Source organism: Halovalidus salilacus, from assembly GCF_031852275.1.
In the GTDB taxonomy this organism is placed as follows: Archaea; Halobacteriota; Halobacteria; order Halobacteriales; family Natrialbaceae; genus Halovalidus; species Halovalidus salilacus.
Genome location: NZ_CP134700.1, coordinates 347,167 through 367,342, shown reverse-complemented (window position 1 = coordinate 367,342; position 20,176 = coordinate 347,167). Strand labels below are relative to the sequence as shown.

Below are 20,176 nucleotides of genomic sequence, written 5' to 3'. Positions count from 1 at the left end.
CCCGCATGGACACCGACTTCGAGGTGGTGCGATGACCACCGAATCGACGACCGCGGCGGACCTCTCGGACGTCAACCCCTGGCTCGAGCTGCTCGGCGACGCGGAGACGATCGCCGAGGACTACGCGGACGCCGGCTGGGACGTCACGACGGTCGAACCAGTCGACGTGACGCCGGTCGACGACGAGGAGCGATCCGGTCTCGCCGTGCTCGTCTCGCCCGCGGAGTACGAGGCCGTCGAAGCCGCCGTCGACCGCGAGGAGGCCACCTTCGGGGCGGCCGAAGTCTACTACCGGGCGCTCGAGGACCTCCAGCTCGCCCTGGCAGTCGAGGTCGACGAGGAGAGCGAGACCGCGGTGTTCGTCCCCCTCTATTACGAAATCTCGAGCGCACGGGGCGTGCTCGAGGCGGCGCTCGAGGAGGGGCAGTTGCGGATCTACGTCCACCCGGGCTCGGTCGACGAGGGTGAGGCCGACGCGGCGTCCGACGGGACGTCGCAGCCGACGTCGGAGGACCGGTGGGTGGTGTTCTTCCACGACGATCCGTCGCTGTTCGTCCGCGAGACGGCCCTCGAGTAATCGACAGGGATTCGACGTCGAACGCGGCGCTCGCTCACTCGAGGTCCTCGGCACGCAGCTCCTTGCTCGCCTCGCGGACCTCGCGCATCACGCTCGAGATGCGCTCTTCGGCCTCGAGTTCCTCCTCGACGGTGAGGTCGACGCCCTCGACCTCGAGCAGGAACTTGGCGACCTCGGTCGACTCGTACATCACGTCGTCGAGTTCCTCGGCGGTGAAGAAGTCGCACATGGCGCCATAGAGGAAGGTCGCGCCGGCCTTCCTGACCTTCTCCTCGAAGGAGGAGCGGGCCTGGTTGACCGCCTGGGGGGTGTAGGTGTCGGTCATGAAGGGGACGAGTTCGGGCAGGTTCTCGCCGATCTTGGTCATCTCGACGCCCGTCTCGGTCCGGAAGTCGGAACAGAGGCGGGCGATGGCCCACTCGCGGGCGGTGACGTACGTCCGCTCCCGGAGGAACTCGTTGACCCGCTCGTACTGGGCCCCGTCCATCTTCTTGAACCGGGCGTACTTCCGCACGTCTTCGGGGATATCGCGCTCCTCCGGGTCCGGATCCGGGACGCCGGGCATCGGACCCTCGGCGTCGGTCGGCGGCGACGCGTCGGTCTCGTCGAACGGCGCCGGATGGGCTTCGTCCGTCGAACTCGAGGTCGCGTCATCGGGGGGATCCGTGCGCCCCATGGCGGCGGTAGACTCGTCTGCCCCTCGATCGCCGCCCGACTCCGATTCGGGGGGGCTGCGGTCGCCGTCGGCGTCCGACTCGTCGGGGCTGCGGTCGTCGGCGTTCGGCTCGGAACGCCGCGCTTCGCCGGGCGCATCGGTCGATCGCTCGCGTTCGGGGCGTTCCGACCCCTCGAGCCCGTCCGACGTCTGAGATCCGTCCTCGTTCATGGCCGCCTATTGCCACACCCTCGAGATAAGAATTGTTCTCGATTCGTCCGCCGTTCACGTCGATCCGCGACCGAGTCGTCCGGTCGCTGACGGCGGTCGAAATCGGCCGGCGGGTGCGACGTGAACTCCGAGCGCATTCCTGGGAGTTCTGGCGGATTTAAGTTCGTGAGGGTTCTTCGGTATCGTATGACAGAGACACCAGTCATCGTCCGGGCGGTGCGCACGCCACAGGGGAAAGAGGACGGCGTCTACGCCGACCTTCGCAGCGAGGACCTCTCGGTGCCGCTGATTAACGAAATCCTGGCCGAAACGGGGCTCTCGGGCGAGGACGTCGACGACCTGATGTGGGGGTGTGCCCAGCAGCGCGACGAGCAGGACAACAACCTCGCGCGCGTCATCGCCCTCCTCTCCGAACTGGGCGAGGGCGTCCCCGCGACGACGATCAACCGCTGGTGCGCCTCCTCGATGCAGGCCGTCATCTCGGCCTCGGACGCCATCGCGGCGGGCAACCGCGACGCCATCATCGCCGGCGGCGTCGAGAGCATGAGCCGCGTTCCGATGGGCAGCAGCGGCGGGAAGTTCCACCCGAAGCTGGCCGAGATGTACAACATCGGCGAACTCCAGATGGGGATGACCGCCGAGAAGGTCGCCGAGGAGTACGGTATCAGCCGCGAGGAGCAAGACGAGTACGCCGCTCGCAGTCAGCAGCGTGCCGTTGAGGCGACCGAGGAGGGCCGTTTCGACGACGAGATCGTCCCGATCGAAACCGAAGACGGCACCGTCACCGAGGACGAGGGGCTGCGCCCCGGCACCACGGCGGAGAAACTCGCCGAACTCCCGACCGTCTTCAAGTCCGACGGCACCGTCACGCCCGGCAACGCCTCCCAGATCTCCGACGGCGCTTCCGCCGTCCTCGTCACCAGCGAATCCTTCGCCGAGGAGCACGATCTCGAGGTCCTCGCCGAGGTCGGCGCGAACAACGTCGCCGGCGTCGATCCCACCGTGATGGGCATCGGCCCGGTGCCGGCGACCCGCGGCCTCCTCGAGCGCAACGGCCGGGACATCGACGACTACGACCTCGTGGAACTCAACGAGGCGTTCGCCAGCCAGTCGGTCTACTCCCGCGACGAGCTCGGCATCGACCCCGAGATCTTCAACGTCAACGGCGGCGCGATCGCCATCGGCCACCCCCTCGGCGCCTCCGGCGCCCGCCTCCCCGTCACGCTGATCCACGAACTCGGAAAGCGCGGCGGCGGACTCGGCCTCGCCACGCTCTGCGTCGGCTTCGGGCAGGGAGCGGCGATCGAGTTCGAGGTCAACTGAAACGGCCGATCTAGCCGTTTCTGATTCGTCGCGAGTGGAGTGAGCGCCGCGAGTTCACCCGGTGGGTGAGAACACCGGATTTTTGAACGGCGAAGCCGCGAGGTCGAGCGCTCACGCCCCGAAGACGAGCGTCTTCACCACGACCGGAACGCTCCCCCGGGCCGCGAGCGGCTCGCCCACGTCGAGGTAGTCGCCGTCGTCGACTCGCAGTTCGTCGAGCACTACGACGGGGTGGTCGCTCCGTCGCTCGAGGCCCTGTCCGAGCGCCTTCGCGCAGTTCTGTCGGGTGACCACGACGACTACGAGGTCGGACGGGATCGACGCGGACTCGAGCGCGCTCGCGAGCGCGTCCGCGACCGTCTCGAGGCGGTCGTACGAGAGCGGGCCGAGGGCGGGGATCGAGAGGGCGACGGCGTCCGCGGTGGTTTCAGTACCGGTACCGGAACCCGAATCGTACACCGTTCGCGCTCGAGCGAGGGCGTCGCCGAAGGCGGCCTCCAACTCCGCGTCGGGCACATCCGCCACGGCCGCGGCGACGACGGGAACGTTGCGGAGGGGGAGCACCGCCGGTTCGAGCGAAACCGTCCGGCCGGTCAGCGTCGTCGCGTCGGCGCCCGCGCCGACGACGGTGGCGCGGATGTCCTCGACGGGGTCGCGAACGGGCCACGAGCGGACGGCCTCGTGGCGGGCGAGCGCGGCGGCGAGGTGGCCGCCGAGGTCGCCGTAGGCGAGCGGATCGGTCGGCGGCGTGGCGATCAGCCGACCGACGCCGCCGCTGAAGACGACCGCCTCGAGCGCGAGGGGATCGTCGGGGAAGTCGCCGATCGCGAGGGCGCGCGTCGCGGGGTCGAACGGCGGACCCTCGAGCAGGTCGACGATCCGGTCCGCCATCCCGTCCGCGAGCGCCCGCACCTCTCGCTCGGTCGGCGCGTCGCCGACCGCGAAATCGAGATCGCCCCCCTCGCCGTCGAGGTCGATCGCCGCGGTTTCGAGGAGCGTTTCGACCGGCGGGGAGAGCGACGTCACGCGGTGGTCGCCGCTGCCGGTGCCGTCGCCACCGCCGGTTCCGTCGCCGTCGTCGAACCGCACGAGTCGGCCGCCGACGTCGAGACAGCGCGTCTCCCGGATCCGGTCGCCCTCGAAGATCGCGACGTTCGTCGTCCCGCCGCCGACGTCGACGTTCGCCACGGTTCCGCCGGTTTCGGCCGCGATCGCGGCCGCACCGGAACCCCGGCCGGCTAACACCGCCTCGAGCGCGGCGCCGGCGGTCGCGGCCACGAACCGCCCCGCGTCGGCGGCGAGGCGGTGGGCGAGCGGTTCGGCGTTCTCCCGGCGGGCGGTTTCGCCGGTGACGATGACCGCGCCGGTGTCGACCTCCGCCGCGGCGACGCCCGCGGCTTCGAGTTCGGCCTCGACGAGCGCCGCGACCCGATCGACGTCGACGGTCCGGGCGTCTAGCAGGGGCGTCTCGCGGACGGCTCCGCGGTGGACGATCTCCCGGTCGGTGATCTCGGGGCTGGCCGCCCCACCGGGCGGCGTCTCGACGCGGAGACGACTGAGGACGGCGTGGGTCGTGGTCGTCCCGACGTCGACGCCGACGCTGGTGAGCGTTTCGGGGGAGCGAGGGGAGGGTGGCGCCACGGTTCAGTCGTCGGCTTCGCCGGTTTCGAACTCCCGGTCGTCCTCCCGGAGGTCGAGGCCGCTCGCCTCCTTCTCGAGCATCCCTTCTAGGAGGTCGGCGAGTTCCGCGCCCGCCTCGACCGGCGGGAGGCCACCGTCGTGAACGTTCGAGACGACCGACTTCTTCGCCGTCGGCGCGCCCCGATCGGGGCCGTAGACCAGATAGGCGCTCAGGCTCTCGGCGGTCGCGAGGCCCGGCCGTTCCCCGATGAGGTTGATCGCGCAGTCGGCCCCGAGCTCCTCGCCGACGGCGTCCATCACGTCGACGCGGCCGAATTCGACGAACACCGGCGTGCCGATCGAGATTCCGCGCGCCTCGAGGCCGTCGCGCAGCGCGGGGAGAAGGTCCGGAACGTTCGCCTCGACCGCCGTCGAGGAGAGACCGTCGCTGACGACGATCTGGACCTCGGGCGCGTCCGCACACTCCGCTTCGAGGCGCTCGAGGCTCTCCTCGTCGAGGTCCTGCCCGAGGTCCGGGCGGGCGAGGTACTCGTCCTTGTCGGAGACGCGGCTTCGGAGCCGGACGAGGTCGAGGTCGTCGAGCACCGCCTCGTCGACGCTCGAGAGCACCGCGTCGCGGGCGACGCCGTGGTCGGCGCGGAACGCGAGGAGCGCCTCGGTCGTGGGTCTGGGGCCGGCGCGACCGACGCCGAGCCTCGAGGGTCGAGATCGGATTCGCTCGAGTGCGGCGTCGTCGGTCGGGTTCGGGATCGGGTCGGTATCGGCGTCGGTATCGGTATCGGTATCGGGTGACATGGGTAGGTAATCGTCCGTGCTCGCGTTCGTCAGGCGAAGATCGTCGGATCTCCCGCCCGCTCGGTCAGTCGGCCGTCGCGCCAGACGTCCACCTCCTCGAGCCACGCGCGGAACTCCGGGGCGGGGCCGAGGTCGAAGATCTCCCAGAGGGCGGCGGCGTCGTGGTAGCTGTTCGACTGGTAGTTGAGCATCACGTCGTCGCCCATCGCGACGGTGATGAAGTAGTTCGTCCCCGCCGCCGCGAGCAGGACGGCGAGGGTCTCGATATCGTTCTGGTCGGCCCGGATGTGGTTCGTGTAGCAGGCGTCGATCCCCATCGAGATGCCGTGGAGCTGGCCCATGAACACGTCCTCCAGGCCCGCGCGGATCACCTGCTGGCCGTCGTAGAGGTACTCGGGGCCGATGAAGCCGACCACGGTGTTGACGATGAACGGATCGTACCGCTTCGCGAGGCCGTAACACCGGGCCTCGAGCGTCAACTGATCGACGCCGTGGTGGGCGTCGCCCGAGAGTTCCGAGCCCTGCCCCGTCTCGAAGTACATCACGTTCGGGCCCGCGGCGGTGGATCGGCGCCGGGCGAGGTCGTGGGCCTCGTCGAGTACGTCGACGTCGACGCCGAACTCGTCGTTGCCGGCCTCGGTGCCGGCGAGACTCTGGAAGAGCAGATCAGCGGGCGCCCCCTCCCGGATCGCGTCCATCTGGGTGGTCACGTGGGAGAGACAGCAGTTCTGCGTGGGTATCCCCCACTCCTCGATGACGTCGTGGGTCGCCTCGAGAATCCGCGTCGTCGTCTCGACGCCGTCCTCGACGGGGTTGACGCCGATCACGGCGTCGCCGACGCCGTAGGAGAGCCCCTCGGCGATCGCGTCGACGATGTTCGAGACGTCGTCGGTGGGGTCGTTCGGCTGCAGTCGAAACGAGAGGGTTCCATCCTCGCCGATCGTGTTGGTACAGCGCGCCGTGACCCGCATCTTCGAGGTGACGAGCACGAGGTCCATGGTGGACATGAGCTTCGTCACCGCGGCGATCATCTCGCTCGTGAGGCCGGAACGAATCGCGGCGATCTCGCGCTCACCCGTCTCGTGGGCGACGAGAAACTCGCGGAGGTCGGCGACCGTCCACTCCTTGATCCGCCCGTAGACCGGTTCGCGTACCGCCTCCTGGATGACCCGCGTCACCTCGTCTTCGTCGGCCGGAACGGCCGGGTTCTCCCGCAGCGTCTCGAGTCGCATCCCGGCGAGCGCTCGCTTGGCGGCGACGCGCTCGGCGGCCGACTCGGCGGCGATCCCCGCGAGCCGGTCCCCCGTTTTCGGTTCGTTCGCCTTCGCGAGCACCTCGACGACCGAGTCGAACCGATCGCCGTCGACACCCCGAATGTGTTGACTTGACATAGCACATCAAGGGGCGTACGACGGGAAACGGTATCACGGTTTGGGCGCGTTCAGACGGAGGAGAATTCGTGCAGGCGATTTACTACGCTCGAGGCCCAACTGGGTGCAATGAGCACCATCGTGTGGGCTGCGATCGTCGGGATTCCGCTCGCCTGGCACCTCGGGCTGACCGGCGTGGCCTACTACGACGCCGGACGGGTCGGGATGCCGCGGAAAAAGTGGGCGACGATCACGTTCCTGGTCCCCATCTTCGGCTTTTTCACCTACCTCTTCGAGCGCAGCGAACTGTCCTACGATCCCGAGGAGGACCCCTACCGGGGGAACAACTTCAACATCCACCCGTCTCGGGCCGACGACACGGTCCTCCCCTCGAAGGGGGAGGCGAACGACCTCACCGAGTGGGACGGGCGGGACCGAGAGCGCGACGACGGACCGGGCCCGCTGAACGATCCCTGAGTTCCGATCGCGACCCGCCCCCGCAAAAAGCGCTCACGTGTGGAGGCGAAGGGTGATGGTGTCGCCGACGAACGAACGGATAGCCCGCGGAAGGAATTCCGTCTCCACGTTGTCTGTCCCTGTCTCTCCGCGGGTGCCATTTTCGAACCGAACGGCTCCGACCCCGTCTCGAGCGGCGACGAACGGCAGCGACCCGGTTCAGTCGTCGGCGGGCGCCGCGTCCGACCCCGACTCCTCGAGCAGCGCCGACGGGACCGTGCCGTCGTCGTTCCAGCCGCGCACCTCGTAGTACTCGTCGAGTCCGTCCTCGAAGTCCGGGATCTCGTAGGGGAGGGTGTCGTCCGAGCGGTCGAAGCCGCGCTGATTGTTGAAGTGGCGCTCGAGGGAGACGACGCGGCCGCCGATCTCGAGGAGGTCCTCGTAGTCGGCGTCGAGCAGCGTCGAGAGGCGCTCCTCGTCGACGAAGTCCCGTGAGAACTTACAGAGGACGGCGCTGTCCTTGATCGCGTTGACGTTCTCGAGTTCGACGATCTTCGGCGGCTTTCCCTCGAGACCGGCCTTGTCGAACGCCTTCTCGGCGTCGACGAGCGGGTACTCGTAGGGGTAGAACTCGGCGTACATGTGGTCGGCGCCGCGGTTGGACGTGGCGAACGAGAGTCCCTGACCGTTCAGGGTGCGCCCGTCGTGAGCCGAGAACTCCATTCCCTTGACGCTCCAGTTTTCGACGCCGAGGTCGTCGTGGATGCGGTCGACGCCCTCGGCGAGCGTGTCGCCGATCCCCTCACGGTAGGCGATCTTCTCGACGAGGTCGTGGATCAGGTCGGCGTTGCCGAACTCGTCCTCGCTGGCGAGGTAGGCCGCGACCGTGTCGCCACAGGAGATGGTGTCCATCCCGAGGTCGTCGCAGAGCTTGTTCGCCCGCATCACGTCGACGATGTCGTCGACGCCGGAGTTCGGGCCGAAGGCCATCAGCGTCTCGTACTCCGGCCCCTCCGTCTCGAGGCCCGACTCCTCGTCGCGCGTGGGAAGCTTGCAGGCGAACGCGCAGGCCGAGCAGGTCCCCTTCTTGTACTTCTTCTCCTCGACTCGGTCGCCGCTGACGCCCTCGATCCCCTCGAAGGAGAGTTCGGAGAAGTAGTAGCTGGGCAGCGCCTCGACCATGTTCGCGTACTCGGTGACCGAGGTCGTCCCCTGGGCCTTCATCGGGTGGTCGGCTTTGGCGGCCTCGCCGTGGATCTCCATCTGGATCGGCGGGATCTCGACCTCGCGGGTCGAGTCGCCGTCGAAGGTGATCGCCTTCACGTTCTTCGACCCGAGGACGGCGCCCAACCCGCCGCGGCCGAACGCCCGCTCCTTCGAGGTCATCATCGAGGCGAACCGGACCCGGTTCTCGCCGGCGGGGCCGACGACGACGGTGTGATCCTCCCCGAGGCCGCGTTCCTCCTCGATGTACTCGCAGGTCTCCGAGACCGTCGCCTCCTCGAGGTCCGGAACCGCCTCGAACTCGACGCCGTCGTCGGTGACGTGGACGATGACGAGGTCGTCGCTCTCGCCCGTGATCTCGACGGCGCTGTAGCCCGTTCCGGTGAAGTTCCGCGAGAGGAAGCCGCCGGCGTTCGAGGAGAGCAACCCGTCGGTCAGCGGCGAGACGCCGGTCGCGGACATCCGGCCGGTGAAGCTCATCGTCGAGTGCTGGAGCGGACCCGTCGCGAAGTAGAGGCGGTTCTCGGGCCCGAGCGGGTCGACGTCGAACGGAATCCGCTCGTGGGCGAGTTTCGTTCCGAGGGCGCGACCGCCGAGGTACGTCTCGAGGATCTCGTCGATGTCCTCGGTCTCGGCCGTTCGCTCCCCGACGTCGATCGTACACAGCGGTCCCCGTACGTGTTTCATGTGTCATAAACCCGCACGCATCCGCAAAACGATACCGGTTTTCCGGACGCTCGATCGGTCGGTGCGGGCCGGACCGACCGCTTAAGTCGCGGGACTGAGACCCGGTAGTATGGCAGGATCGGGGAGCGCCGATCGGATCGCGGACGGCGAGGAGCGCGGATCGGCCGTCCGGACGGCCGACGGCGTCGGCTCCTCGGCACCGACGCTCGAGGACGTGCTGTCCCAGCTCGAGACGCTCGAGGAGACCGTCGACGGGGCGAGCGAGCAGCGGGAGGTTCGCAAGACGATGCGGCTGCTACACCGGCTCTCGCACAACCGAAGGATGGAGACGGTGATCACGCGGTTCACCGCGAAGGACAAGGCCGAGGCGTTCGTGGGCAGCGTCGTCGTCGGCATCCCGATGCTGGTCGAGGACGGCGTCTTCGAGATCGGCGCCTACCTCGCCTCGAGGCCGGCGCTGTTCGCGGCGAACGCCGTCTTTGCGGTCTCGCTCGTCGTGGGGATCCTCTACGTGGCCGACTTTCGCGAGGTACAGATCAACAACCCGTATTTCGGGATCGTCCCGCGCCGTCCGGTGTGGGTGGTGGCGATCGCGTTCGTCACCGCAGCGGGTCCGATGACGCTGTGGGGCCGGATCTCGTGGGACGACCCCTGGGTCAACGTCTGCCAGGTGTCGATCGTCGCGACGGCCATGGCCGTCGGCGGGTCGTTAGGCGACATCCTCCCCGGCGAGAACTGATCCGACGCGGTAGCCGTCCTCATCGACGCAGAGCCCGACAGTCGACGGAGGTCCGTAAACGGGACCTGAACGGAGCCGAGGAACCGCGCCTCCCCGCGAAATCAATATTTAATGCGCCAGGGACGTACGGTTCGACAGATGGTGGGTCACGACTCCGCCGCGACCGTCTACAGGCAGGCGCTGCCGGTCATCCTCGTCAGTCTCGTGGCGGGACTGTTCGCGGGGACCCTCCTCGGAACCGAGACGATGCGCGAGGGGATCGAGAGCGTCCCCGGCGTCCTGCTGTTGTTACCCGCGTTCCTCGCCACTCGCGGCGGCGTTTACGGCTCGCTCGGGGCCCGCCTCTCGAGCGGGCTCCACCAGGGATTGATCGATCCCACCTTCGAGTGGAACGACCGCCTCCGCAACGCGGTCGTCGCCTCCTTTCTGAACGGCATCATCGTCTCGGAGTTCATCGCCGTCGTCGCGTGGGCGGTGTTGCTCGTCCTCGGCCGACAGGGAAACCTGCTCGAGTTGGTCGTCATCATGTTCGTCGCGGCGGTGCTGTCGGCGTTCGCGATGCTGGGCGTGTTGCTCACCGTGATCTTCAAGGGCTACCGGCGGGGGCTCGACCCCGACAACGTCATCGGGCCGGTCGTCACGACCGTGGGCGACGTCTTCGGCGTCGCCTTCCTGCTCGTGGGCATCGCCGTCGCAGGGGTGATCCTGTGAGCGCGGGGTCGGACGGCCCGCTCGGCGAGCAGCTCTCCGACGAGTGGACCGTCCGGGGGATCGTCAGGACGCTCGTCCCGCTGCTCGCCGCCCTCTCGGTGCTCCAGATGACGTCGGGGACCGTCCTCGAGAGCTACGAGGACCAGCTGCTCGAACAGCCCTCGCTGTTGATCCTCGTTCCCGTCGTGATCGGGACGGCGGGCAACCTCGGCTCGATCATGTGCTCGCGGCTGTCGACCCTGCTCCACCTCGGGACCCTCGAGTTCTCCCCCGACAATCCGAACGTCCGGGCGAACGTGGGGGCCGTGCTCGGACTGGCGGCGACGGTGTTCGTCCTGCTGGGGTTCGCCTCGTGGGCGATCGGACGGCTTCTCGGGGGCACCCTGGGGCTCGCCACGCTGTTGTTCATCACGGTAGTCTCGGGTATGCTGCTGGCCGTCTGGGTCGTGATCGTCAGTTCCGTCTCCGTGTACGTCTCCTACCGCCTCGGGTACGACCCCGACGACACGACCATCCCGGTCGTCACGAACATCTGCGACATCACGGGCGTACTCATCCTCTTCGGGGTCGTCACGGTCGTCCTGTGAGGCCGCGGGGATCCCGAGTCGACGGCGCATCCGGCCGAGCGCGAGCGGCGGGAGACCGCGTTCGGTCGGGACGGCGCGCTCGAACTCGAGCGTCATCTCCGGGTAGCGGTCGAGCGCTTTGCCGAACGGAAACGTCGCGATCGGGAGCGAGAACTGTGCAACGGGGACCACAGCGGAACGGAGAAGACGCCGAAGAAGACGATTCGGCGGGCGTAACAGTAGTCGGGAGCACGATGACGGGTCGTGAGATTGGCGTCAAGTTGACGAGGAAGACGAGTTCGCGAGTTATTCCATTCGCGCCACGCCCATCCGATGAACCCACAACCCCCGCCGATTACCGGTGCAAGGAGGAAGAGGAGGACGTTTCCACCTCCGTGACCCGGGAGTGGAACTTTCAGTGCGATCACCATGAGGACGACAGTCGTCACGAGAACGATTTTTGCGGCAAAGTCCCGTGCGTCGCTGGTAGTCAGTAGCGGGTTGTCAACGTCCATCGTGTCCCAATAGATAGTAGCGTATCTTACGTGTTGGGCGCACTGGCGATGAGCGGTCACACTCGGAATCGATGGCTCTGTTGAAACCCTCGGTCGATGAGAGAACTGCCGTGCAAGATACAGAGGATGAGTTCAGCACGACGGCTTCGCTTATTCTGCATCAAAACCGGTGGTCTATGCGATCACTACCATTCACAAATTGACCCTCTGCCCGGCGCGAAGCCGTTCGAATCTGCCCCGTCGTCGGTACTGTTCGCATGACGACCGTTCTCTTGCTGAATACGAGTTCTGGAAGGCAAAGACCATATGCCTCTCCCTACGGAAGTTCGTCCATGCCCACGGACGAATTGGATGAGGTCGATTTCGGCATCCTCCATTTGCTTCAGGAGGATGCCCGTCACATCAGCACAGTAGAGATGGCCGAACATCTCTCCGTCTCTGATCAGACGATACGGAACCGAATTGAAAATCTCGAAGAGCAAGGTATCATCGAAGGCTACTACCCGAAGATTAATTACGAAAAGGCGGGGTTCCAATTACGAATCCGATTCACCTGTACTGCACCGGTCGACGAACGGAAGGCCCTCGCCGCGGAAGCTCTCCAACTCCAAAACGTCGTGCGGGTCGAAGAGATCCTCAGCTCGAAGGAGAACGTTCGCCCCTTAGCGGTTACCGACACTGCTGAAGAGATCACTGACATCGCCTCCGACTTGACCGACCTTGGCCTGACAATAGAAAGTCAACACTTAGTCAGCGACGAGAAAGTTCGCCCCTTCAACCACTTTGGCGAAAACATAGTATCGTCCCGCTAGCCCCGTCCCGCTAATAAACACTCGGGCAACGTGTTTTGAGTATACAATCTGATAGAGGTGTTGTCTTTGATGAGACGATAAATGACCAAATCCTTTTTGGCAGTAACCATCCTATCGGAGTTGTGGAAAATGGACCGAGAACCACTTAGCCAAGAGGACCTCTACCACCAAATTCTCTCGCCTATTGCCGAAGAGATGGGTGTTTCTATCGTTGAACTTCCGCCGTTAGGCGACGCGGTCGACGCAGAGGCCCTTCGGGTGTTTCTCCAATCCAGTAGCAGTTCGAAGGCTGAGTTCCAGTATCTTGGCCGGCGAATCCGCGTCGAAGCTAGTGGAGAAATACTAATCGACGTGCAAGATCGTGGCCAGTACGTTGCTCGATGTAACACCTGCGGGGAGAAGAAAGAAAACGTGGATATGGAAACGGCACAGGATTTCTTCGAGATCCACGCTGCCCACAGTCACGCAGTAGAAATTAATCGAACCGGTACGGCAGATCCCACTTCCGAAACGGATGCCGAGTTGGATTCGAGAACACGGCAACCAGGTGACACTGACTGAACAACGTGGCCTGCGCTGTGGGTTCAGTACGACCGCTCGAACTGCTATACTTCTGTCAGAAGTGGCATGACAGACTCAGAGGATGAGTGTAGCACGGCGTCATCGTTTTGTTTCACACCGAAAACGTGGAACCGTCCGTTTGCTACACGGGCTTATTGACCGGGAGCTATTGCGCGAACGATTTCGATGTACCCCTCGAGGTCGGTCGGTTTTTCTGTCACGAGGTCTGCCCGCGACGAGTGGCTCGTCGGCACCCGTGTTCTCGAGACAGTCAGTATCACGAGCGGGATCTGCGAGTAATCGGTCTGCAACGTCGTGACCACTTCGTCGTCTGTCATCTCCACGAGATTCCAGTTGACGAATACGAGGTCGGGTTCGGGAGCATCTGCGTAGTCGCCACGTCGCTGGAGAAAATGGATAGCAGCGTCACTACTCGATACGCTGTGAACGGTGACCTCTAGTGGAGAGGTGCTGAACGTCTCTTCGATGAAGCGAATATCTCGGGGGTTATTCTCCACCAGTAGGAGGTCGTCGATGTCACCCGGTGAATGGGGATAGAGTGTTGGTGTCATGGCTCGCTCTTACAGAACACGTCTGAGTGACGCATGCGAACCATGCGGGCGGTTCCCGGGAGTTGGAACGGCGAAGGGCCGTTGATACGTAATCCACTGCTGGTTAGAGCGGACACATACGAGGAATGTACTGTACTACTTCAATGACCGCCACAGGGATAAACCCCCTTGACTCACTGTAGCGGGCAGCTGGTACGGAGCATATTGTCGAGTGACGCCGTTACCGATGGAAGCCTACGTTCCCTGTAGTGAACAATATTGCATCTACAAAGTACCGCTTCAAACAAACGCACCTTTTTTCTCCATAACATATATTTTATATATTTAATGGCTATCCCGGTAGAAGATGTTGAGTAGTGTACGGTGATTCAATCACCTGAACCCGCTACTTCAAGGGATGGTTTGAGCCGCCCTGAACTCAATCACGTTAAAATCGGACATGCATAAGCTACAGACGAAGTGGCTTCTTGCGAATGAAGGTACGTATCTCCACCCAAAAGACGCTCACTAGTTTTCCTGTATCTAACGTCGGGGCTGACTGGATCTCGTGACCGGTTCGCGCCCTGAACTCAGCAACCACTGAACGAACTGGTCGGTTCTTGTCAAAAACGACGTAACCGAGTCAGGGGGTGTGTTTAGCATTCCGCCTCCGTTCGGTTCGTGCCGAAACCAGCGAACCATCCGCTCACTCCACCACCACTCCGGGTCGGAAAAGTTGCACAGGAATGCCCGTTTTGCAGGCAAGAAGCGTCGGTGGGGCGATGGCTCACTCTCCGAAGACGAAATCCTCGAGCGCTCGGCCACCAAGGGAGCGTCCGCTCTCGCTCGACTGCGTGAGAGTCTCCGCCGCGAACGGCAGGGAGGAGAACACACGACAGACACAATACACATGGCACAGTATCCGAGCCTAATCGACGATCTCGGTCTCGTTTTGCGTTCCGGTTTGCGTTCCGTTGTCCGGTTGGCTGGACGTCGGGTCCGGGTTGTACACGTCGGGGTTCTCTTCGCCGTTGACCTCGAGTTCGGCCATGAGTCCCTTTCGGACGACTCGGGAGAGCGCGTGGTCGACGAGGTGGATCGGCTGGGGGACGGGCGTTTCGAGCTCCCCGACGGCGGCCGTCCCCGGTGGGAGAGCCGCGCCTTCGACGTGGCTGACCGGTTCGCTGTCGAGGTCGCCGTAGTCGTACCAGTTGGTCCAGACGTTTCCGATGGGGTGGGGCCCGCTCACGAAGTTGGGCCCGCCGTTACACCAGTAGATGCGAACGGTAGAGCCTTGCTCGATGGGGATTCGTCCGACCTCTCCGCCCTCGGCGAAGCGCCCCTGTTCGCCGTTGAAGAGGACGTACGTCGGTTCCTCGTTCTCGAGGGCGTCGTAGTCGTACCCGTGGTGTCCCTCCTCGCCTTTGGGACGGTCGGTGTAGAGTTCGTGTTGCCCGAGGTGGAGTTCGCGGTCGACCTCGGGGAGGCCGTCCTCGGGTTCGACGAGGATGGTGCCGAACATGCCGCTGCTGATGTGGAGGTCGTGTTCGCCGGGCGCGCAGTGGTAGTAGAACGCGCCGGGGTACTCGAGGGTGAATTCGATTTCTACGGGGCCTTCCCCGGGGGCGATGGTGGTGTCGGCTGCCGCACCTCCGGGGCCGTAGACGGCGTGGAAGTCCATGTTGTGGACCATGTCGTTGAGGTCCTCGGGGACGTCGAACGTGAGGTGGATGGTGTCGCCGACGCGGGCGCGGATGAACGGGCCCGGGACCTGCCCCTCGAAGGTCATGAAGTCGTATGTGACGCCGTCTTCGATTTCGGCGACGTGTTCTTCGGTCTGGATTTCGAGTTCGTGGTATCGGGGTTCGTCCCAGTCGACGGGGTCGGGGACGTCGGTGGGGTCGGCGGCGATGGTGTCGACGGTCGTTTCTTTTGCGGGTTCACCCTCCTCGTCGTCGCCTCCGTTCCCCCCTCCGTTGCCGTTGCCGTTGCCGGAGCCGGGTCCGCCGCCATTACCGTCTTGGGTGAGGGCGCTACATCCGGCGAGCGCGCTCGCGCCGCCGACGGTGCCGAGAGCCTTGAGTACTCGTCGGCGAGACCTGTGGTGAGTCACGAACAGATGGAGCGCCACGCGCCCAATGGAGGTTGGCGTTGCCTGTACAGGCGGCTGAAAAGCGGGGAGATGATGGGGCCAGATTACAGAGCGGAACCCCACGACTCACGTCGTGAGAGGAGGGCATACGCCAGTCGTCGCGGTCGAAGAATCGCTCCTCGGGCCGTTCCACATTCGTGCCTTCTCTTCGGCACGGTCGCTATACCCCGTCACCAATCGAGGGGATCAACAAAGCCGTACCGTTCTCCATGATTTCTGAGTACGGAATCCGTCTTACTGACTACCGGTAAAGCGAGCACCCCGACCGGCGACCAGTCCGGATCGAACCGATCAGGCGTCCTCGTAGATCCGCTCGAGGCGGTCCTCGAAGCGGTCGAGGATGACGCGGCGCTTCTTCTTCATCGTCGGCGTGAGCATGTCGTTCTCCTCGGTGAACTCCTTCGGGACGAGTTCGAACCGCTTGATCGTCTCGTGTTTCTCGAAGCTCCGGTTGACGCGGTCGACCTCCGCCTGAACGTACTCGCGGACGCGCTCGTCGTCGCACAGGTCCTCGGGGTCGTCGGGTAGGTCGATCCCCTCCGCGTCGGCCCACTCGCGGACGTGCTCGGTGTTGGGGACGAGCAACGCGCCGACGAACTTCTCGCCGTCGCCGACGACCATCGCCTGCTCGACGACCTCGCTGGCGGCGAAGGCGTCCTCGATCGGACCGGGCGCGACGTTCTTGCCCGTCGAGAGGACGATGATCTGCTTCGCGCGGTCGCGGAACTCGAGGTAGCCGTCCGGGCGGACGTGGACGATGTCCCCCGTTCTAAACCACCCGTCCTCCGTGAACGCTTCCCGGGTGGCGCCGGGTTTCTCCCAGTAGCCCGGAGTGACGTTCGGGCCCTTCACGAGGAGTTCGCCGACCTCGCCGGGGTCGTCGAAGGCGTCCTGATCGACGACTCGCCCGTCGACGTCGATCTCGACGTTGCTCAGCGGCGGGCCGATGGTACCGACCTGCACCGCTTCCGGCGGGTTGGTCGAGACCACGGGAGCGGTCTCGGTCAGGCCGTACCCCTCGTAGATGGGCAGCCCCATCGCGTGGTAGAGCCGACAGAGTTCGGGCGAGAGGCTCCCGCCGCCGCTGATCAGCAGTTCGATCTCGCCGCCGAGGGCCCCGCGAACCGAGGAGAAGACGAGCCTGTCCGCGATCGCCATCTTCGCGTCCAGCAGGGGTCCGGGCGACGCCGTCTCCTGGTGCTCGACGCCGACGTCGGTCGCCCACTCGAAGATCCGCCGTTTCAGCCCCGACTCGCTCGCTTGCTCGCGGATGGCGTCGTAGATCTTCTCGTAGACGCGCGGAACGCTCGTCGCCGTCTTCGGCCGAACGAGCGAGAAGTCCTCCTGGAGCGTGTCGGGACTCTCGGCGTAGGCGACGCAGGCCCCGCTCGCGAACAGCACGAAGTGACCCGCGGTCCGCTCGAAAACGTGCGCCAGCGGCAGGTAGGACACCGCGAGCGACTCCTCGTCGAGGACCGGGACGTCGTCGGACTTGTCCGGTCGCGGACCGAACCGCTTGCGGACCCCGTTGACGTTCGACCGGAAGTTTCGGTGGGTCAGCTGAACCCCCTTCGGCCGGCCCGTCGTCCCGCTGGTGTAGATCAGGCTCGCCAGGTCGTCCAGGTCCGGCGCGTCGACCCACTCCTGGTACGCCTCGAGGTCGAAGCCCTCCTGCCCCCGCTCGTATACCTCCCCCAGTTCCAGGACGTCGTCGCGGTCGTCGTACCCCTCGAGGCGGTCCATCGAGACGACGAACTCGAGGTCGAGGTCGGCTTCGACCTCGAGGACGCGCTCGAGCAGGTCCTCGTTCTCGACGACGACGGCGGAGGCGCCCGGATCGTCGAGGAGGTACCGGACCTGCGCCGGCGAGGAACTCGTGTAGACGGTGGTGACGACGGCGCCGGCCCCCAGCAGCGCGAAGTCCGTCTGGGCCCACTCCATGCGCGTGTTGGCGAAGATGCCGACGCGATCACCTCGCTCGACGCCGAGGTCGCGAAAGCCGGCCGCGAGGTTCCGGACGACGTCGCGCATCTCCGCGTACGAGATCTCCCGGTAGTCACCGTCGGGCGCCGCCGGAAGGACCGACTCGGTGAGCGACCGATCGTAGATTCCCCCCTTGTATATCTGCGCCGGCCGGTTCGAGTGACGTTCGGCGGCGTCCTCGAACAGTCGCCCCAGCGTCGTCTCCCCGATGACCGCGTCCTCGTACTCTCGTTCGGCTTCCCGCCAGTTCATATGTGTGACAGTAGCTCCCGCGCGATAAAATGTGATGAAACGCGTTTCACGCAATTTCGGTTTATTATTCGACCGTCCGTCGACTTCACACCGCCGAAACAGGTCGTTTCGGAACTCTCGAGGAACCGGTCAGCCGTTGCTCGCGGGCGGTCGAGCGTCGATCTCGGGGACGGTCGCCCCTCGAACGACGGTCCGGTCGACGGATCGAGAACCGAGCGGGAACCTACCGGTGACAGTGGCGGCCGTCGCTACGAGTCCCGGTAGGTCAGGTAGCCGAGCACCCCCCGCGCGTTCAGTCGCTCCTCCGCGGCCGCCTTCCGCTCGCTCCAGACGTCGGTCATGTCGGAGGTCTCGGCGAAGTGTTCGATCACCGCCTCGTCGTCGCCGAGTTCCTCCCGTTTCGCCTCGACGGCGGCGACCCACTCCCGGAGCACCGAGGCGTACTCGTCCATCGCCTCCTCGAGGTCGTCGCCGACGTACCGCGGCCCGTAGTGGGTGTACAGCAGCACGTCCGGGTCGATCTCCTTCAGGGTCTCGACGTCCTCGAGGCACCGCTCGAGGTCGAAGTTCGACGGCGGGGACGTCTCGCGAACCACCTCGATGGCGGGGATCCAGATGCCCGCGGCGTCGGCGACGAAGACGGCGTCGTTCGCGGGATCCGCGAAGACGACCTGGTGGGGGGCGTGTCCCGGCGCCTCGTGAACCCGGAGTTCGTGGGTGCCGAGGTCGATCGTATCGCCGTCCTCGATCTCGACGATCCGCTCTTCGGGGATCGGCCGGGGTTCGGCGTAGTACTCCCACTGCTCGCCGACGGCCGCTTTCGTGCCCGCGACCAGTCTCCCCGGGTCCACGAGGTGCGGGGCGCCGATCGACGGCACGTACACCTCCGCGTTCGGGCACGCTTCGGCGAGGTAGCCCGCCCCGCCGGCGTGGTCGAGGTGGACGTGCGTCACCGCGATCACCTCGAGATCCTCGGGGGCGATATTGAGCTCCTCGAGACCCTCGAGAATGCGCTCGTAGCTCGATCCGAGGCCGGTCTCGACGACGGCGGGGCGTTCGTCGTCGATGACGTACACCGCGCCGTACTCCGGCGTGTCGTACATCTCGGTGTCGATGCAGTAGAGGTCCGTACAGTCTCCCGCCGTGACTTCCTGGACCGTTCCGGCGTCCATACCGGGTAGGCCGTTGCGGTGCGGGTTAAACCCTAGCATGTCGGTAGGGCGATCGGGGATCGGGAGCGCGACGCGGGCCGCCGTCGGCCGCGATGAGGTGCGTCCGACGCAGACGGTCAGATCCGGTCGATCCGATCCTTCCACTCCCCCATCCCCGACGGATCGAGGTGGACGTGGGCGTCGCCGACGTCCTCGAGGCCCCGAAGTTCGGCGGCCAGTTCCGTCTCGAGGTCGTGGGCCTCGCGGAACGGCATGTCGCCGTCGACCTCCACGTGCACCTCGACCTCGAGCACCGGGCCGTGGTAGAAGACGGTCAGGTCGTGGACGCCCTCGACCTCCTCGTGGGCGCGCAACGCGCGCGTAATCTCCCGGCGCTTCTCGGCCGGCGGGGCGGCCCCCACGAGGTAGTCGACGTTCTCGCGTCCGATCTCGTACCCCTGGTAGACGACCAGCAGGCTGACGAAGCCGCCGGCGAGGGGGTCCAGGAGGGGCTGGCCGAGCAGGACGCCGACGACGCCGACGACGACGGCGACCGAGGTGTAGATGTCGTTGAGGCAGTCCTTCGCGAGCGCCGTCAGCGCGATCGAGTCGAGGGTGGCGTTGACGCGCACCGTGTACCAGTAGACGAGGTACATGTCGAGGATCGCGAAGCTCAGCGCGGCGAGTAACAGGGGACTGTAGCGCACGTCGGTGCCGGACACCAGCCCGTGTACCGACTCGTAGAGCAGGTTTAACCCGAGCAGCGCGATGATCGCGCCGACGAACAGCGCCGTCAGCGGTTCGATCCGCTCGTGGCCGTGCGGGTGGGTCTCGTCGGGTTCGTCGAACGACCGGCCGCCCCAGACGAGGACGACGAAGCTCGCCACGAGGTCGGCGAGCGAGTGGGCCGCGTCCGCGAGGAGGGCGACGCTCCCGAAGGCGATCCCGACGGCGCCCTCGACCGCGATCTTCACCACGTTGCCGAGGACGTTCGCCCAGGAGGCCCGCCTGAACGCTCGTCGCCCCCGCCGCCACTCGTCGTCCATCGGTACCGGTGGAGTAGCGCCACTCGAGGCTTGAAGGTTCGGACTCGAGTCTCGGGCGGACGTCGAGCGCCGAGTCGGGATTCGGAACGCTCATCGGCTCGGGCCGAGAACGTCCCGCCGACTCGGAACGCCGACCGGGCGTTCGAACCCGGACCCGGGTGATGGGGCCCGCCCGACC

General features: G+C 65.7%; 18 protein-coding genes. 8 read left to right on the top strand and 10 right to left on the bottom strand.

What is annotated here, in order from left to right; all coding sequences use genetic code 11:
* The first annotated feature begins 31 nt into the window (after positions 1-31).
* Positions 32-577 (top strand): DUF7529 family protein, encoded by a 546-nt coding sequence (locus RJT68_RS01845; protein ID WP_407038683.1) that lies wholly within the window; start codon positions 32-34, stop codon positions 575-577.
* A 34-nt stretch (positions 578-611) separates the two neighbouring features.
* Here the strand turns inward: RJT68_RS01845 and RJT68_RS01840 are convergent, their stop codons facing one another.
* Entirely contained in the window at positions 612-1,463 is an 852-nt protein-coding gene (locus tag RJT68_RS01840) for a DUF5806 family protein (protein ID WP_407038682.1), read from the bottom strand.
* Between the two features lie 186 nt (positions 1,464-1,649).
* Here RJT68_RS01840 and RJT68_RS01835 point away from each other — a divergent pair, with 186 nt between their 5' ends.
* The gene (locus tag RJT68_RS01835) at positions 1,650-2,786 is read left to right on the top strand and encodes a thiolase family protein (protein ID WP_407038681.1); all 1,137 of its coding nucleotides are present in this window, start codon (positions 1,650-1,652) and stop codon (positions 2,784-2,786) included.
* 111 nt (positions 2,787-2,897) lie between these two features.
* Here RJT68_RS01835 and RJT68_RS01830 read toward each other — a convergent pair whose 3' ends face one another.
* Genes RJT68_RS01830 through RJT68_RS01820 form a run of 3 tightly spaced genes read right to left on the bottom strand, consistent with a single transcriptional unit; the run spans position 2,898 to position 6,613 of the window.
* Positions 2,898-4,427, bottom strand: coding sequence for an ethanolamine ammonia-lyase reactivating factor EutA (locus RJT68_RS01830; protein WP_407038680.1), 1,530 nt, complete (start codon positions 4,425-4,427; stop codon positions 2,898-2,900).
* A gap of 3 nt (positions 4,428-4,430) precedes the next feature.
* Entirely contained in the window at positions 4,431-5,222 is a 792-nt protein-coding gene (gene eutC, locus RJT68_RS01825) for an ethanolamine ammonia-lyase subunit EutC (protein ID WP_407038679.1), read from the bottom strand.
* Between the two features lie 29 nt (positions 5,223-5,251).
* Complete coding sequence (locus RJT68_RS01820; protein WP_407038678.1) at positions 5,252-6,613, bottom strand: ethanolamine ammonia-lyase subunit EutB; 1,362 nt, start codon at positions 6,611-6,613, stop codon at positions 5,252-5,254.
* A 108-nt stretch (positions 6,614-6,721) separates the two neighbouring features.
* Between RJT68_RS01820 and RJT68_RS01815 the strand changes: the two genes are divergently transcribed.
* The gene (locus RJT68_RS01815) at positions 6,722-7,069 is read left to right on the top strand and encodes a hypothetical protein (RefSeq protein ID WP_407038677.1); all 348 of its coding nucleotides are present in this window, start codon (positions 6,722-6,724) and stop codon (positions 7,067-7,069) included.
* Positions 7,070-7,267: 198 nt separating this feature from the next.
* Here RJT68_RS01815 and RJT68_RS01810 read toward each other — a convergent pair whose 3' ends face one another.
* The gene (locus RJT68_RS01810) at positions 7,268-8,959 is read right to left on the bottom strand and encodes an aldehyde ferredoxin oxidoreductase family protein (protein WP_407038676.1); all 1,692 of its coding nucleotides are present in this window, start codon (positions 8,957-8,959) and stop codon (positions 7,268-7,270) included.
* Positions 8,960-9,068: 109 nt separating this feature from the next.
* Here RJT68_RS01810 and RJT68_RS01805 point away from each other — a divergent pair, with 109 nt between their 5' ends.
* The 5 genes from RJT68_RS01805 to RJT68_RS01785 all read left to right on the top strand — a co-directional run bounded on the left by RJT68_RS01805 (position 9,069) and on the right by RJT68_RS01785 (position 12,863).
* Positions 9,069-9,698 (top strand): DUF2391 family protein, encoded by a 630-nt coding sequence (locus RJT68_RS01805; protein WP_407038675.1) that lies wholly within the window; start codon positions 9,069-9,071, stop codon positions 9,696-9,698.
* A gap of 138 nt (positions 9,699-9,836) precedes the next feature.
* Complete coding sequence (locus RJT68_RS01800; RefSeq protein ID WP_407038674.1) at positions 9,837-10,409, top strand: magnesium transporter; 573 nt, start codon at positions 9,837-9,839, stop codon at positions 10,407-10,409.
* Complete coding sequence (locus tag RJT68_RS01795; RefSeq protein WP_407038673.1) at positions 10,406-10,996, top strand: magnesium transporter; 591 nt, start codon at positions 10,406-10,408, stop codon at positions 10,994-10,996. Before RJT68_RS01800 ends, RJT68_RS01795 begins: the two co-directional genes overlap by 4 nt.
* 826 nt (positions 10,997-11,822) lie before the next feature.
* Positions 11,823-12,302, top strand: a complete 480-nt coding sequence (locus tag RJT68_RS01790) for an Lrp/AsnC family transcriptional regulator (RefSeq protein WP_407038672.1) — start codon at positions 11,823-11,825, stop codon at positions 12,300-12,302.
* Between the two features lie 129 nt (positions 12,303-12,431).
* Entirely contained in the window at positions 12,432-12,863 is a 432-nt protein-coding gene (locus tag RJT68_RS01785; RefSeq protein ID WP_407038671.1) for a HalOD1 output domain-containing protein, read from the top strand.
* Positions 12,864-13,015: 152 nt separating this feature from the next.
* Here the strand turns inward: RJT68_RS01785 and RJT68_RS01780 are convergent, their stop codons facing one another.
* From RJT68_RS01780 to RJT68_RS01760, 5 genes are all read right to left on the bottom strand, one after another.
* Entirely contained in the window at positions 13,016-13,435 is a 420-nt protein-coding gene (locus RJT68_RS01780; protein WP_407038670.1) for a response regulator, read from the bottom strand.
* 907 nt (positions 13,436-14,342) lie between these two features.
* A complete protein-coding gene (gene nirK / locus RJT68_RS01775) occupies positions 14,343-15,527 on the bottom strand; it encodes a copper-containing nitrite reductase (protein WP_407038669.1) in 1,185 nt (394 codons plus the stop codon).
* A 330-nt stretch (positions 15,528-15,857) separates the two neighbouring features.
* Entirely contained in the window at positions 15,858-17,801 is a 1,944-nt protein-coding gene (locus RJT68_RS01770) for an AMP-dependent synthetase/ligase (RefSeq protein WP_407038668.1), read from the bottom strand.
* A 248-nt stretch (positions 17,802-18,049) separates the two neighbouring features.
* Entirely contained in the window at positions 18,050-18,973 is a 924-nt protein-coding gene (locus RJT68_RS01765) for an MBL fold metallo-hydrolase (RefSeq protein ID WP_407038667.1), read from the bottom strand.
* A 116-nt stretch (positions 18,974-19,089) separates the two neighbouring features.
* Positions 19,090-19,998 carry a cation diffusion facilitator family transporter gene (locus RJT68_RS01760; protein ID WP_407038666.1) on the bottom strand — a complete coding sequence of 303 codons (909 nt, stop codon included), beginning with the start codon at positions 19,996-19,998 and terminating at the stop codon, positions 19,090-19,092.
* Between the last annotated feature and the right edge of the window lie 178 nt (positions 19,999-20,176).

Bases quoted from the DNA above. Each gene is read 5' to 3' on its own strand.
- RJT68_RS01800 (WP_407038674.1), top strand. From the start codon at position 9,837: ATGGTGGGTCACGACTCCGCCGCGACCGTCTACAGGCAGGCGCTGCCG.
- RJT68_RS01845 (WP_407038683.1), top strand. From the start codon at position 32: ATGACCACCGAATCGACGACCGCGGCGGACCTCTCGGACGTCAACCCC.
- RJT68_RS01760 (WP_407038666.1), bottom strand. From the start codon at position 19,998: ATGGACGACGAGTGGCGGCGGGGGCGACGAGCGTTCAGGCGGGCCTCC.
- RJT68_RS01780 (WP_407038670.1), bottom strand. From the start codon at position 13,435: ATGACACCAACACTCTATCCCCATTCACCGGGTGACATCGACGACCTC.
- RJT68_RS01770 (WP_407038668.1), bottom strand. From the start codon at position 17,801: ATGAACTGGCGGGAAGCCGAACGAGAGTACGAGGACGCGGTCATCGGG.
- RJT68_RS01790 (WP_407038672.1), top strand. From the start codon at position 11,823: ATGCCCACGGACGAATTGGATGAGGTCGATTTCGGCATCCTCCATTTG.
- eutC (WP_407038679.1), bottom strand. From the start codon at position 5,222: ATGTCACCCGATACCGATACCGATACCGACGCCGATACCGACCCGATC.
- RJT68_RS01765 (WP_407038667.1), bottom strand. From the start codon at position 18,973: ATGGACGCCGGAACGGTCCAGGAAGTCACGGCGGGAGACTGTACGGAC.
- RJT68_RS01815 (WP_407038677.1), top strand. From the start codon at position 6,722: ATGAGCACCATCGTGTGGGCTGCGATCGTCGGGATTCCGCTCGCCTGG.
- RJT68_RS01810 (WP_407038676.1), bottom strand. From the start codon at position 8,959: ATGAAACACGTACGGGGACCGCTGTGTACGATCGACGTCGGGGAGCGA.
- RJT68_RS01835 (WP_407038681.1), top strand. From the start codon at position 1,650: ATGACAGAGACACCAGTCATCGTCCGGGCGGTGCGCACGCCACAGGGG.
- RJT68_RS01840 (WP_407038682.1), bottom strand. From the start codon at position 1,463: ATGAACGAGGACGGATCTCAGACGTCGGACGGGCTCGAGGGGTCGGAA.
- RJT68_RS01785 (WP_407038671.1), top strand. From the start codon at position 12,432: ATGGACCGAGAACCACTTAGCCAAGAGGACCTCTACCACCAAATTCTC.
- RJT68_RS01805 (WP_407038675.1), top strand. From the start codon at position 9,069: ATGGCAGGATCGGGGAGCGCCGATCGGATCGCGGACGGCGAGGAGCGC.
- RJT68_RS01820 (WP_407038678.1), bottom strand. From the start codon at position 6,613: ATGTCAAGTCAACACATTCGGGGTGTCGACGGCGATCGGTTCGACTCG.